14 protein-coding genes are annotated in these 12,701 nt (G+C 64.8%); 7 read left to right on the top strand and 7 right to left on the bottom strand.

Features of this window, described 5'->3' with window-relative positions; all coding sequences use genetic code 11:
• The first annotated feature begins 109 nt into the window (after window positions 1-109).
• A complete protein-coding gene (locus FJ443_RS23160) occupies window positions 110-1,132 on the top strand; it encodes an NAD(P)-dependent alcohol dehydrogenase (protein WP_140666119.1) in 1,023 nt (340 codons plus the stop codon).
• 9 nt (window positions 1,133-1,141) lie between these two features.
• On the opposite strand, the gene FJ443_RS23165 is transcribed toward FJ443_RS23160, so the two are convergent.
• The 4 genes from FJ443_RS23165 to FJ443_RS23180 form a co-directional block, all read right to left on the bottom strand.
• On the bottom strand, window positions 1,142-1,849 hold the full coding sequence (locus FJ443_RS23165) for an LssY C-terminal domain-containing protein (protein ID WP_140666121.1): 708 nt from the start codon (window positions 1,847-1,849) through the stop codon (window positions 1,142-1,144).
• 61 nt (window positions 1,850-1,910) lie between these two features.
• Window positions 1,911-2,726, bottom strand: a complete 816-nt coding sequence (locus tag FJ443_RS23170; RefSeq protein ID WP_140495967.1) for an extensin family protein — start codon at window positions 2,724-2,726, stop codon at window positions 1,911-1,913.
• Window positions 2,727-2,835: 109 nt separating this feature from the next.
• Window positions 2,836-3,816: an extensin family protein gene (locus FJ443_RS23175; protein ID WP_224646967.1), complete on the bottom strand. Its 981-nt coding sequence runs from the start codon at window positions 3,814-3,816 to the stop codon at window positions 2,836-2,838.
• 199 nt (window positions 3,817-4,015) lie between these two features.
• Window positions 4,016-4,441, bottom strand: coding sequence for a DUF3775 domain-containing protein (locus tag FJ443_RS23180; protein ID WP_140524880.1), 426 nt, complete (start codon window positions 4,439-4,441; stop codon window positions 4,016-4,018).
• Window positions 4,442-4,591: 150 nt separating this feature from the next.
• On the opposite strand from FJ443_RS23180, the gene FJ443_RS23185 reads away from it, so the two are divergent.
• Complete coding sequence (locus tag FJ443_RS23185) at window positions 4,592-5,125, top strand: tetratricopeptide repeat protein (RefSeq protein ID WP_140495965.1); 534 nt, start codon at window positions 4,592-4,594, stop codon at window positions 5,123-5,125.
• A 267-nt stretch (window positions 5,126-5,392) separates the two neighbouring features.
• Window positions 5,393-5,866 carry a transcription elongation factor GreA gene (greA, locus tag FJ443_RS23190; RefSeq protein ID WP_008877613.1) on the top strand — a complete coding sequence of 158 codons (474 nt, stop codon included), beginning with the start codon at window positions 5,393-5,395 and terminating at the stop codon, window positions 5,864-5,866.
• Between the two features lie 221 nt (window positions 5,867-6,087).
• Here greA and waaC read toward each other — a convergent pair whose 3' ends face one another.
• Genes waaC through rfaD form a run of 3 tightly spaced genes read right to left on the bottom strand, consistent with a single transcriptional unit; the run spans window position 6,088 to window position 9,004 of the window.
• A complete protein-coding gene (gene waaC, locus FJ443_RS23195; protein ID WP_140666123.1) occupies window positions 6,088-7,077 on the bottom strand; it encodes a lipopolysaccharide heptosyltransferase I in 990 nt (329 codons plus the stop codon).
• The gene (gene waaF / locus FJ443_RS23200; RefSeq protein ID WP_140666125.1) at window positions 7,074-8,081 is read right to left on the bottom strand and encodes a lipopolysaccharide heptosyltransferase II; all 1,008 of its coding nucleotides are present in this window, start codon (window positions 8,079-8,081) and stop codon (window positions 7,074-7,076) included. The genes waaC and waaF overlap by 4 nt, the downstream gene beginning before the upstream one ends.
• The gene (gene rfaD / locus FJ443_RS23205) at window positions 8,054-9,004 is read right to left on the bottom strand and encodes an ADP-glyceromanno-heptose 6-epimerase (RefSeq protein WP_140524877.1); all 951 of its coding nucleotides are present in this window, start codon (window positions 9,002-9,004) and stop codon (window positions 8,054-8,056) included. Before rfaD ends, waaF begins: the two co-directional genes overlap by 28 nt.
• A gap of 216 nt (window positions 9,005-9,220) precedes the next feature.
• Here rfaD and FJ443_RS23210 point away from each other — a divergent pair, with 216 nt between their 5' ends.
• The 4 genes from FJ443_RS23210 (at window position 9,221) to gmhB (ending at window position 12,692) form a co-directional block, all read left to right on the top strand.
• Entirely contained in the window at window positions 9,221-9,853 is a 633-nt protein-coding gene (locus tag FJ443_RS23210; protein ID WP_140524876.1) for a LysE family translocator, read from the top strand.
• A 122-nt stretch (window positions 9,854-9,975) separates the two neighbouring features.
• Window positions 9,976-11,469: a D-glycero-beta-D-manno-heptose-7-phosphate kinase gene (rfaE1, locus tag FJ443_RS23215; RefSeq protein ID WP_140556030.1), complete on the top strand. Its 1,494-nt coding sequence runs from the start codon at window positions 9,976-9,978 to the stop codon at window positions 11,467-11,469.
• A gap of 7 nt (window positions 11,470-11,476) precedes the next feature.
• On the top strand, window positions 11,477-12,049 hold the full coding sequence (locus tag FJ443_RS23220; protein ID WP_140556028.1) for an SIS domain-containing protein: 573 nt from the start codon (window positions 11,477-11,479) through the stop codon (window positions 12,047-12,049).
• The gene (gmhB, locus tag FJ443_RS23225) at window positions 12,042-12,692 is read left to right on the top strand and encodes a D-glycero-beta-D-manno-heptose 1,7-bisphosphate 7-phosphatase (RefSeq protein WP_140556027.1); all 651 of its coding nucleotides are present in this window, start codon (window positions 12,042-12,044) and stop codon (window positions 12,690-12,692) included. Before FJ443_RS23220 ends, gmhB begins: the two co-directional genes overlap by 8 nt.
• Window positions 12,693-12,701 lie beyond the last annotated feature (9 nt).

Genomic DNA, 12,701 nt, shown 5'->3' on the forward strand with positions numbered 1-12,701 from the left:
GTAGAATAATGATCTTCAATTCGTTTCCAATTATGCCACATAGAAGCACTTTTTTCCATAGTGGAATGACGTAAAGATCTCGCCAGCAACTCAATCCGGAGCAGACGAGATGAACAGGGACATCAACAGATCCTGGCAAATGACCGGTTTTGGCCTGTCCAAGCTGCAACCGGCGCAGGGAAAGGTACCCGCACCCGGGCCTCGTGAGCTGCTGGTGCGGATCAAGGCCATATCGCTGAATTACAAGGATCGAATGATCCTAGACGGGGTGCTGATCCCGGACCTCGTCTTTCCCTTCGTGCCGACATCGGATGCGGTGGGCGAGGTCGTGGCGGTCGGCGGCGGCGTCAGCCGCTTCCAGGCCGGGCAACGCGTGCTGGGCCAAGTGATCGCCGACTGGCCTGACGGCGATGCGCCGCCGGTGCTTCACCAGCACACGCTGGGATTGTCACTGCCCGGCACCTTGTCCGACTACGTGCTGCTTCACGAGGATGCCGTCGTGCTGGCGCCGCCTTCGCTCAGCGACGCCGAGGCCTCGACGCTGCCGATCGCGGCGCTGACGGCGTGGTTTGCGTTGGCGGAGGCGACGAAGCCGGTGCCCGGCCAGACCGTTCTCATCCAGGGCACCGGCGGCGTGTCGCTGTTTGCACTGCAATTCGCGGCTGCTTTCGGCCTGCGCGCCATCGTTACCTCGAGCAGCGACGACAAGCTCGAACGGGCCAGGAAACTCGGCGCCTGGCAAGTGATCAACTACCGCACCCAGCCGGCATGGGACGAAGCCGCGCGTGACCTGACGGGTGGAACCGGCGTCAACCATATCCTGGAGATGGTCGGCGGCGACAATGCGCGGCGATCGCTCGATGCCCTGGCCGCCGACGGCCGCCTGTCGGTCATCGGCCTGCTGGGCTCGATGGAACTCAGCTTTCCGATCGTGCCGTTCCTGCGCAATCGCATCGTCGTGCAGGGCATATCGATCGGCCATCGCCGCGCCTTCGAGCGGATGAACCAGGCGATCGAGGTGCTCGGCATCCGGCCGCTGGTCGACAAGGTCTTCGGTTTCGAGGAGGTGGCGCAGGCCTTCCAGCATCTGGAGAAGGGACCGTTCGGCAAGGTCGTGATCGCCACGAGCTGACTTCAGGCATCATGGCAGTTGCTTCAACACGCCGAGCACGGCCTTGCCGTCGGTGAAATAGGGGTCGCCGCCGCCATTGCGCCCGTGCGTGGTGGCGCCGATGCCTTCCAGGTCGCTGGTTGAGATCAGCATTCCGGCGGCAGTCAAATCCTGGATAAGAAAGTCGCGTTCGGCATCGATGTCGGGGCCGATATGATGGGTGATGGCGCCGGTGTCGTGGCTCAGGCCCACGCCACGGTCGAAACTGGCCGAGCCCAGCCATAGCGGACGGCCATCGTCGCCCGTGGCATCGGTCTGCCAGAAGCGCACATGATGACGGCGGTCGGCGCTGCCGCCGACCGGCTTCTCGAAAGCAAGATCCTGGGCGCGGCCTTCGAACAGCAGCCGGCTGACGGGCGCATCGGGGTAGGGGCGCGAGAACAGCACGCTTTCGCCGATGTCGATCGCTGTCCTCAATGTGATGGCGTCGGCCGTATCCCAGCCGGCGACGGCGAAGGCGTGGACAACCTCTTTTTGCGTGCCGATCAGGCCGATATTGATGGGGTCGCCCGGAATGCCTTGCGGCGTGTGCGTCACCATCTCGAAGCTTTGGCTGCGAAAGCCGCGATCGTGAAACGTCCAGAATTCCGGCGCGGCGACATAGGCGAGCCCCAGATAGGTCGCCATGAGCAACACCAGCCAGGTCGCAGCGCGTCGTCGGAAGCTTCGTTGGCTCATCGATGCCGCTCGAGTTCTACGACGTCACTGTACGCGGCGAAGCCGCCGCCAGGCAAAGGGATCAGCGGCAGGCGCGATAGCCGCTCTTGCGGTTCTTGATGTCGAAGTGGAAATGGTTGCGGTGGTCGTAGTTGTAGCCGGGGCCGAGCACGGTGGTGAAATACTGGCAGCCATCGGCGCGCACATTGTTGAGGAAGCCGCGGGTGCGGAAGGCAAACAGGCCGGGCTTGCGCACGTCGATGTCGTCGCCATTGTTGAGTTCGATGCTCATCACGTCGAGCGCGTTGCCCTTGCCGTGTTCCGACAGCACGCCTTCGCCGGCGATGTTGCGGCAGGAATAGCTGGAACCCTGGTGGATGGTCCTGACGCCGGAGAAGTAGCGCCAGCGGGCGGAAGGAACGAGCTCGTTCTTCGTCCACGCGGCGAAGCTGGCGGCCATGTCGCAGGTCAGCGTCGCGGCGGGCTTCATCTCGACGCTGCCGATGGCCGAAACCTTCACCGGATAGTCGATGCCGCACTGGCCTTCATGGATCGGCGCCAGGTCGGTGAAGGTGACGCCGAGGCGCCTCAGCTGCTGACGGCAGTCGGTCTCGCTGGCCGGCATCTGCTCGACCGGCGACATCGGCTCGTCCATGCGTGGATAGGCGGCCTGCGTCATGTAGGGATTGGAAGGAACCAGCCGCTGCATGCCTGAATATTGCGGCACGGCCGCGGTCTGCGCGCCGACATCGACGGCTGGCTCCAGTGCCAGCACGTTGCCGGTGTTGCAGGCCGACACCGCGGCCAGCGCAAGCAGGGCGGCCAGCCCGCCGGCAGCGGCACGCGCGCGTTTCGATTGCCGCGCAAGCGCCAGCGCGGCACGAAATATCCCGTCCATCGGCAGTCCCTTTCCCGATAGGCGGGATTTTAACGATCAACGGTAAAGGAAAAATCAGCGCCGGCGTTCATGCCTGCGGCCGAATTGCGGCATCGCTTCTGAGCCGGCCCTACTGGCAGAAGGTACCGCCGTGGCGGCGCGGCTCGAGGTCGAGGTGCAAATGCAGCGAATGATCGGCATCGCTGCCCGGGCCCAGCACGGTCTTGAACGGCCCGCAGGCGGCCTTGCGCACCGCGTCGAGGAATTTGGCGTCCTTGTCCGGTGGCGCCGGGCCGACCTCGATCGTCCTGCCGTCCGCAAGTGTGAAGCTGGCAATATCGAGCGCATTGCCGAAGGCATGTTCGGACAGTTTGCGCGTGCCGTTGCGTGGCCGGCACACAAAGGCCGATGCCTGGCCGATCGATTTCAGGTCGGTGCCGAATTCGGCTTTCGCCGCCGGCTGGATGACGTTGCCGGCAAAGCGTGCCGCCGCCTCGGCCATTGCGCAATTGAGCTCGGCGCCCGGGGCAATGGCGATCGACTTGCCAAGGCTCTTCAGCACCAGGGGATAGGGGATCGAACAGCCGATATCGCGATCGCTTTCAGCCTTGTGCTCCTCGAATTCGACACCGAGACCCCTCAGCCGCTCGCGGCAGGCGACTTCCTCGGCAGGCATTTTCGCGTCTGGCAGGTCAGCCGAACGCGGATCGGGAAGCATCTCCTTTTTGTCCGCGTCCGCCGGCTTTGGCGGCGGTGGCGGGGCGAGGGCCGGCGGCTCAACCTCCGGTTCCGCAGTCTCAGGCCTTTGTGTCGGCGTCGGCGCCACGGCTGGCGGCTCCGGTTCGCCTTTCGCATCGGCTGGCGGCTCGGGCCGGGCTTGTTGCTTCCGAGGGGATCCTTCCTCCTGAAACCGGTCGGATGTTGCGGCTGGATTTTGCGTGTTCGGTTCTGTCGCCTCTGGCGCGTCAGCGGGGCGCGGTTCAGGCACTGGGACATCCGCACGTACCGGCTTCGGATTTTGCGTCCTCTGCCGTGCCGGCTTCGGCTTGCGATGCCTTTCGCCGCGCGGCTTCAGCGGCCGGTCAACCCGCGGCGTCAGTGGCTGTTCCACCCGTGGTGAAAGCGGCTCGTGATGCCTGTGACGATGCCTGGCATCGGCCGGCGTCACCAGCAGTGCTGTCACGACCATGACCAATGCAATCCTGTATTTTCGGGAAAAGCTCAGTGTTGCCATCGCCTCGAAACGGTGCCGGGATGCTCGAAGTTGCCTGGAAGGCGCTTAGGCCCGATCACAATCGATTACCGGCGCGTTACGCACCGATCGCTTCCAGCCCTTCCTCCAGCCAATCGGCGAGCAACGGCAAGCCGAGCAGGTATTTGGCCGTGTGCTTGTTGGCGCGCTCGCGCGCGGCGGCGACGGCGTCGGCCCATTCCGAGGCATCGTAGTCGCCACGGCCGACCCAAGCGAGCGCGACGAGCTCGGCCGCCTCGTCGACATTGAGGTCGTTGATCAGCTCGCGCAGTTCCTCTTCGGTCAGGTTTTCCGAGCTTTCCTCGGCGAGTCCGTCATGATGATGATTGTCACGGGTGTTTCCATCGAACTCGATTTCGTGTTCGGCGCCGTCGGCATAGTCTTCATTGATCGCGGCGCTCAACGCCTTGCATTTGAGGATGAACAGCCGCACGGTGTCGGGCCCGATCGTCAAATCCCAGTTCTTTTCAAGCCGTCGCTGCACTGGCGGTCTCCGCTGGCTCAGCTTTCATCGCCGCCGATGATAGCGGATTTCGAGCATCCGTCACCTCATGTTAGCCCCTTGCTTTTTTCCGGGATGAAACCGCCGACACGCTGCGTTAGTGTTGCATTCTCACCCCTCCAGGAGGCTCCGATGCATAAAAGAGTGCTGATCCAGGCGGCGAGCGCGCTTCTCGCTCTGCAGTTCCTTGCCGTTCCGGTGTTTGCCGCAGGCAGCGGTGACGACACCAGTACGACCACCAAATGCAAGAAAGGCATGGTCTGGGACAAGAAGAAGAACAAGTGCGTCGCACCCCAGGAAGGCATGCTGGACGACGACAGCATCTATGATGCCGGGCATGACCTGGCGATGGCCGGCCGCTATGACGAGGCGATCGCCGTGCTCAGCCTCGCCGCCAACAAGCAGGACCCGCGCATCCTCAACTATCTCGGCTATTCGCACCGCCATTCCGGCCGCGTCGCCGTTGGCCTCGGCTATTACGAGGAAGCGCTGCGCATCGATCCCAACTACACGCTGGTGCGCGAATATCTCGGCGAAGCCCATCTCCAGATCGGCGACCTGGCCGGCGCCCAGCAACAGCTGATGGAGATCGAAAAGCGAACCGGCAAGGGTTCACGCGAATACGGCATGCTGGCCGAACAGATCGACCATTTCATGAGGAGCTGACCCCCTCAATGCCTTTTCGAACCGGCCGCGAGCAATCACGGCCGGTTTTTTGTTGCCATGCCGGCTCCTGCGACGGCGCGCGCGAAAACGGTGATGATTTCTTCAGAAACCGATTTTTGGGCGTGAAAAGCCCGCAAAGATTGCTATATTCAGGGAAATTGCGGTGAACGGTTCCGTTAGCCCGAGGCTGCCGGACCGTTTTCTTTTTGCACCATCGATAAGGCTTTCCCCGAAATGCGGGGGTGGCGGCAGGAAAGGTCAGGTATCATGAACAAGGTCCCGATGACAGGCGAGGGGTTCGCGTCATTGAAGGAAGAACTGCGCTGGCGCCAGCAGGAGGAGCGGCCGCGCATCATCGAGGCGATCTCCGAAGCGCGCTCGCACGGCGACCTATCCGAAAATGCCGAATACCATGCCGCCAAAGAGGCGCAGAGCCTCAATGAGGGCCGTGTCAACGAGCTCGAGGATCTCATCGCCCGGGCCGAAGTCATCGATGTCACCAAGCTCAGCGGCGACAAGGTCAAGTTCGGCGCCACCGTGGTGCTGGTCGACGAGGACACCGAGGAGAAGAAGACCTACCAGATCGTCGGCGATCAGGAGGCGGACGTGAAGTCCGGCCGCATCTCGATCTCCTCGCCGATCGCGCGGGCGCTCATCGGCAAGGAAGTCGGCGACGCCATCGAGGTCAACGCGCCGGGTGGTGCAAGGGGATACGAGATCGTCCAGGTGCAGTTTATCTAAGGGGTTCGAGGGGCGCTGATCTGCGCGTTTTTAGCCAAGGTTGGCGCCGCCCCTCATCCGCCTGCCGGCACCTTCTCCCCGTATAGTGACGGGGAGAAGACGGCTGAACGCGAAGTCGGCGTCTATTCTGCAAACGCTTAAAATTGGCGCAGTCATCGGTGAAGGTGTCCTTCTCCCCGGCAGGGCGATGAGGGGCAGCGCCAGCTTTCCGATTGAATAGATCAGTTCTTGCCAGCGCCGGCCTGACCATGCGTCTGGTGCTCCAGCAGCCTCTCAGCCTCAGCCACCACCCTCGCGGGCGACACTCGCTCACCGGGCGCGGCCTGCAGCGTCGATGCATAGGGGCCGCGCGGACCGGTCAAACCCGGCTCCGTGGCCAAAAACACCGCGACCGTCGGCAGGCCGAAGGCGCTGGCGAGATGCGTGAGCCCCGTATCGGCGCCGATTACCAGCCTCGAGCTGCCCAGGATCGCCGCGATGTCGGCCAATGGTGATTTTGGCACGATGCTCGTCGATGGAACTGCCCGGGCGATCGCTTCAGCCACCGCCTGTTCGCGCTCATCCGACCAGGTCGTGACCGGCGTCATGCCGCGCTCAACCAGCAGGCGGCCGGTTTCGATCCAGTCTTCAACAGGCCACTTCTTGTCCTCGCGGCTGGTGCCGTGCAGCAGGAAGGCCGTGTTGCCGGCTATGCCGGTCAGATTGCCGGGCGGCGGCACAATGCCCGAATCCAGTATCGAAAGATCGGGCCGGTAACCCAACGCCTGCCCGAAAAGCCGTCGCGTCCGCTCGATGGCGTGCAGGTTGCGGGGGACGGCGTGGCCGACGTCGTAAAGCAGCGTTGCCGAAGGCTCGCGCGCGCTTGAGCGGTCGAAGCCGGCGATCGGCGCCTTCGCCTGCCTGGCCACCAGCGCCGATTTCAACAGGCCTTGCGCATCGATGACCAGATCATAGCGGCACGCACGCAAGGCGTGTCGCAAGGCGGTCGCCTCGCGCCAGGTGGCCTTGTCGAAGAGATGTTTTCGCCAACGCCGGATGGCGACCGTGTGGATGGTTCCGACTGCGGGGTGCAGCGCGACGATGCCGGCGAAAGCCTCCTCGACGCACCAGTCGAAAGCAATATCGGGCCGTGCGCGGCGCGCATCCTGGAGCGCCGGAAATGTGTGGATGACGTCGCCCATCGACGATGTCTTGACGATCAGCACCTTCATGCGGCGGCCGGGATGTCCAGCAGGCGGTCCGCCGCCGCCATGACCCGTGCGACCTCGAGCGTCTTCAGGCAATTGAGGTGGCCGAGCGGACAGATCTTGCGGTGGCAAGGCGAGCAGGACAGGCCGAGCCAGACCAGTTCGCGCCGTTCGGCCAGCGGCGGCGTATTCTGTGGCGAGGTCGAACCATAGACGGCGACAACCGGCGTGCCGACCGCCGCCGCAACATGCATCAGCCCGCTGTCGTTGGAGACCGCCAGCCCGGCGGCCGCGATCAGGTCGATGGCGTCCTCCAGCCGCGTCTGGCCGGCCAGGTCGACCACGCCAGGAGCGAGGGCTGCGATCTCCGCGGTCACGTCGCGGTCGTTCTTCGACCCGAACAGCGCGACCTTGAACCTTCTGGCCATGAACTCCCGGGCAAGCCCGGCATAGTGTTCGCTCGGCCAGCGCTTGGCCGGGCCGAACTCGGCACCTGGCATCAGCGCCACGAATTTCTGCGGCCCCAGGCCGAAACGGTCGAGCAGGGTGGCCTGGTTATTGGCGTCCACCGTCAGATGAGGTGCCCGAAAATCGCCACCCTGTGCAAGGCCGAAATAGGCCTGCGCCGTGCGCCGTTTCACGGCCTCCGGCAGCGGAACGATGTCGGTCAACAGGCCGTAGCGCATTTCCCTGAGATGGCCGAAACGCCGCGGAATGCGGGCAAAGAACGGGATCAGCGCCGACTTCCAACTGCCCGGCAAGATATAGGCGCTGTCGTAACGGCCGCGCAGCAGACGGCCGAAGCGGCGCCGATGTGCGAATTCGAGCGCGCCGGGTTTCAGCGGGAAATCGATCTGCTGGCGGACCTCAGGCATACGCTTGACCAAAGGGGCCGCCCAGGCCGGCGCCAGCACGTCGATGGCTGCATTTGGATGAAGCTCCTTCAGCGCCGAGAACAGGCACTGCGCCATCACCATATCGCCCACCCAGCGTGGGCCGATCACGAGGATCGCTGGGCTTTCAGCCATTCGACATAGTCTCTGACGCCGGTTTCGACGCTGCGGAATTGCCCATTGTAACCGGCGGCGCGCAGACGCGACATATCAGCTTGCGTGAAGCTCTGGTAGCTGCCCTTGAGGTGGTCGGGAAAGGGGATGTACTCGATCTCGCCCTTGCCCAGCGCGTCGATGACGGTTTCGGCAATGGCGCGGAAGGGTTGCGCCCGGCCGGTGCCGCAGTTGAAGATGCCGCTCGCGCCGCGCTTCCACAGCCACAGATTGACATCGGCGACGTCGCCGACATGGATGAAGTCGCGGCTCTGCTCGCCGGGGCCAAAGCCGTCATGGGCGCCGAACAGCTTTGGATTCTCGCCACGCCCGACCTGGTTGAACAGATGAAAGGCGACCGAGGCCATGGCGTCCTTGTGCGCCTCGCGCGGCCCATAGACGTTGAAGTAGCGCAGGCCCGCGACCTGCGAATGATCGGTATCGAAGACATTGCGCCTGACATAGTCATCGAACAGCTTTTTTGAATAGGCGTAGACGTTGAGCGGCCGCTCAAGCTCCGCGTCCTCGCGGAACTCGGAGCCGCCGCCATAGACCGATGCCGAGGAGGCGTAGAGGAAGGGCACGCGCAGCGCCAGGCAGGCATGCAGCAGCCGCTTCGAATAGGCGTAGTTCACCTCCATCATGAACTTGCCGTTCCATTCGGTGGTGGTCGAGCAGGCGCCCTGATGGAAGACGGCCTCGATGCGGCCGAGCCCGCCGTCCTCGAGGCGGGCCAGGAAATCGTCCTTGTCGAGATAGTCGGCGATCCGCAAGTCAGCAAGGTTGGCGATCTTGTGGCCATCGCTCAGGTCGTCGACGACCAAAATGTCGTCGTGGCCCTCCGAATTGAGCGCGGCGACGATGTTGGAGCCGATCATGCCGGCGCCGCCCGTGACGATGATCATGAACGCCTCTGGTTGCTCGCGATTCCGGTCCTTATAAGGGAGGCTTGCGAAGCTGTCGACAAAGCAGCGTTGCCGGGCGGCACTGGGATCCGCAAGAACAATCGAGGGGTGGACCCGTCCGCGATTGCCCTGCGCGGGGCAGCGCGCCACAGTGGCGCCGCAAAGCTGCCGCTTCAGTCGGCTCGCGCCGCCGGGCGCGATCATGAGGGACCAGGAATGCCGTCGACAGAGCTGCTCGTCGCGTTTTTCGCCACCACGGCGATCTTCGCCTATATTCCAGGCCCGGCCATGCTCTATGCCGCCGCGCAGACGATGGCGCGCGGCCGCTGGTCCGGCCTGACTGCGGCGCTCGGCATTCATCTGGGCGGCTATGTTCACGTCTTTGCCGCTGCCGCCGGCCTGTCCGTGCTTTTCCACGCCGTGCCGCCGCTCTACATGGCGGTCAAGCTCGTCGGCGCGCTCTACCTAATCTGGCTCGGTGTGGCGCTGTTCCGCAAACGCGCGGAAGGCGACATGGCACTGCCGGCGATCGAGCGGAAATCGGCTTGCCGCGCCTTTTTCGAGAGCATCGCCGTCGAGGTGCTCAATCCGAAGACCGCGATCTTCTTCATGGCCTTCCTGCCCCAGTTCATCGATGCCTCTGCCGCATTCCCGGTCTGGCTGCAATTCGTCGTGCTGGGCACGACAGTCAACCTGATGTTCTCCTCGGCCGATATCGTCTGCGTGTTCCTGGCTGGTGCCGTGATCGGCAGGCTGCGCCGCTCCAGCAGCGCCCAGCGCATGATGCAGCGAGCCGGCGGCGCGGTGCTGGTCGGGCTTGGCGTCCATGTCGCCTTGCAGAAGAGTTGACGAGGCCAGCCGGCGTTGCGCTGGCTCGAATTGCGGTATATCGGCATCGCCATGAACGACCGATCCCGGCCAATTTGTCCTCCATGCATCTTCAAAACCGGTTTTTGCGCGTTGCCAGTGACATGACCAAGCACGACCCACTTTCCCCCGAGCCCTTGCACCGCGCCATCGCGCACTTCGGCCAGGCCACCGTGCTGGTGGTCGGCGATCTCATCCTTGACCGGTTCGTCAACGGCATCATCGAGCGGATTTCGCCTGAAGCGCCGATCCCGGTGCTCCATGGGCGCGGCGAGAGCCTGGCGATGGGCGGCGCCGGCAATGTCGTGGCCAACATCATCTCGCTCGGCGCCGCCGCCATTCCGGTCTCGGTGATCGGCTCTGATACGGCAGGCGACAGCCTGGTGCGCATGCTCGGCGAGCTTGGCGCCGACACGACAGGCCTGGCGCGGGAGCGCGGCCGCATGACGTCGTCCAAGAGCCGCTTCAGCGCGCTCAACCAGCAGGTGCTGCGCTTCGACGAGGAAGAGATCAAGCCGCTCGGCGCGGCGGAGCGCGCGGCGCTGGTCCGGCATTTCCGCGCCGCGCTGGCGCACGCCGACATCGTCATCCTGTCGGATTACGGCAAGGGCATCCTGCTCGACGGCGTCGCCGGCGAATTGATCGCGATCTGCCGCGAGGCGGGAAAGCCGGTGCTGGTCGATCCGAAGGGCCGGGATTATGCACGCTATGCCGGCGCGACCGCCATCACGCCCAACCGCAAGGAACTCGGCGAAGCGGTCGAACGGCCGGTGTTCAGCGATGACGAGATCGTGGCCGCGGCGCGCGAGCTGCTTGCGGCGCATGGCTTCGACTTCGTCGTCGCCACGCGCAGCGAAAAGGGCATGAGCGTCGTCGGTCCGACGGAGGCGCGCCACATCGCCACGCAGGCGCGCGAAGTGTTCGATGTGTCGGGCGCCGGCGATACGGTGATCGCGACCTTCGCGCTGGCGCTTGCCGCCGGCGCCGATCCGGCCGCGGCCGCCTCGATCGCCAATGCAGCCGGCGGCGTTGTGGTGGGCAAGCGAGGCACGGCGCGGCTGACGGTCGAGGAACTCAACGGCGCGCTGTTTCGATCGCACGGTCCGAGCGTCCACAGGGATGCCATCCTCGACGCCAAATCGGCCGCACGGCTGGTGTCGGCGTGGAAGGAGGAGGGCCTCAGCGTCGGCTTCACCAATGGCTGTTTCGACATCCTGCATGCCGGCCATGTCAGCCTGCTGCACGCGGCGCGCAGCCAGTGCGACCGGCTGGTGCTCGGCCTCAACAGCGACGCTTCGGTGCGCCGGCTGAAGGGGCCGGAACGGCCTGTCAACGACCAGCATGACCGCGCCTGCGTGTTGGCGGCACTCGCGTCTGTCGACGCGGTGGTGGTCTTCGACGAGGACACGCCGCTGGCGCTGATCGAGGCGCTTCTGCCCGACATACTGGTCAAGGGCGCCGACTACACTGTCGACACCGTGGTCGGCGCGGACGTGGTGCAGAAAGCCGGCGGGCGCGTGGTCCTGGTCGATCTCGTCGCCGGCAAGAGCACGACCGGCACCATCGGCAGGCTGCGCTCGGCCGGTAATAAGAATTGAGGGTTTCATGTCCGAACTGAACGATTACCTGGTCCGCTCGGCGGCCGCGATCACGGCGCTGGTCGAGCGCGATCTCACAGGCGCGATGGAACGTGCGGCGAGCGCGATCGTCGCCGCCCTTTCGTCGGGCAAGGCGCTGCTGATCTGCGGCAATGGGGGTTCGGCCAGCGACGCCATTCACATCGCCGGCGAACTGGTCGGCCGCTTTCTCAAGGAGCGCAAGGGCTACAATGTCATCGCGCTGCCGGCCAATGCCGCGGTGCTGACCGCCTGGGGTAATGATTACGGCTTCGACACCGTTTTTTCGCGCCAGGTCGAGGCGCATGGCGCGGCCGGCGGCGTGCTTCTGGCGATCTCGACCAGCGGCAATTCGCCGAGCATCCTGGCGGCCGCCGAACAGGCACGGACCATGGGCATGACGGTGATCAGCCTGACAGGCGACACAGGCGGCAAGCTCGCGCCGCTCACCGACATCCTGCTCAACGTGCCCTCGACCTCGACGCCGATCATCCAGCAAGGGCATCTGTGCCTCTACCATCACCTGTGCGAGGTGGTGGAAGCGCGCCTCAGCAATGGCTGACAAGGCGCCGCACCCGTTGGCCGAGCCGGGCCTGTGGGTGGAGCGGATAGGCGGCAGGGTTTTTCCCGCCGGCCAGCCGGCGCTGTTCCTCGATCGCGACGGCACCATCAATGTCGATACCGACTATCCCAGCGATCCGGCCGAGATCGAGCTCCGGCCGCAGATGCTGCCGGCGATCGCCGCCGCCAACAATGCCGGCATCCCGGTCGTGGTGGTGACCAACCAGTCCGGCATCGCGCGCGGCTATTTCGGCTGGAGTGCCTTCGCCGATGTGAACCGCCGCGTGCTCGAGCTGTTGCGCGATCAGGGCGTTGTCGTGGACATGGTGCTGGCCTGCGCCTACCACGAGGCTGGCGTGGGGCCGCTGGGCATATCGGATCACCCGATGCGCAAACCCAATCCCGGCATGCTCTTCGAGGCGGCGAAACGCCTCGATCTCGATCTCCGGCGGTCGGTGATCGTCGGCGACAAGCTGGCCGACATGGAGGCAGGCCTGGGCGCCGGCCTGCCGCAGGGCTGGCTCGTCGACGGCGAGGCGCAGCTTCGCTCCGGCTTCGTCATCAGGCCCTTGCGGGACAGCAGCGACCTCGACGGCCTGCTCGCCGCCATAGGGCGGCTCGATGGCCGGGATAAGCGGTCTTGATCCGGACCT

Source organism: Mesorhizobium sp. B2-6-1 (assembly GCF_006440475.1).
Lineage (GTDB): Bacteria > Pseudomonadota > Alphaproteobacteria > Rhizobiales > Rhizobiaceae > Mesorhizobium.

Bases quoted from the DNA above. Each gene is read 5' to 3' on its own strand.
- waaC (WP_140666123.1), bottom strand. From the start codon at position 7,077: ATGAAGGTGCTGATCGTCAAGACATCGTCGATGGGCGACGTCATCCAC.
- gmhB (WP_140556027.1), top strand. From the start codon at position 12,042: ATGGCTGACAAGGCGCCGCACCCGTTGGCCGAGCCGGGCCTGTGGGTG.
- FJ443_RS23160 (WP_140666119.1), top strand. From the start codon at position 110: ATGAACAGGGACATCAACAGATCCTGGCAAATGACCGGTTTTGGCCTG.
- FJ443_RS23210 (WP_140524876.1), top strand. From the start codon at position 9,221: ATGCCGTCGACAGAGCTGCTCGTCGCGTTTTTCGCCACCACGGCGATC.
- greA (WP_008877613.1), top strand. From the start codon at position 5,393: ATGAACAAGGTCCCGATGACAGGCGAGGGGTTCGCGTCATTGAAGGAA.
- waaF (WP_140666125.1), bottom strand. From the start codon at position 8,081: ATGGCTGAAAGCCCAGCGATCCTCGTGATCGGCCCACGCTGGGTGGGC.
- FJ443_RS23165 (WP_140666121.1), bottom strand. From the start codon at position 1,849: ATGAGCCAACGAAGCTTCCGACGACGCGCTGCGACCTGGCTGGTGTTG.
- FJ443_RS23185 (WP_140495965.1), top strand. From the start codon at position 4,592: ATGCATAAAAGAGTGCTGATCCAGGCGGCGAGCGCGCTTCTCGCTCTG.
- FJ443_RS23220 (WP_140556028.1), top strand. From the start codon at position 11,477: ATGTCCGAACTGAACGATTACCTGGTCCGCTCGGCGGCCGCGATCACG.
- FJ443_RS23170 (WP_140495967.1), bottom strand. From the start codon at position 2,726: ATGGACGGGATATTTCGTGCCGCGCTGGCGCTTGCGCGGCAATCGAAA.
- rfaD (WP_140524877.1), bottom strand. From the start codon at position 9,004: ATGATCATCGTCACGGGCGGCGCCGGCATGATCGGCTCCAACATCGTC.
- rfaE1 (WP_140556030.1), top strand. From the start codon at position 9,976: ATGACCAAGCACGACCCACTTTCCCCCGAGCCCTTGCACCGCGCCATC.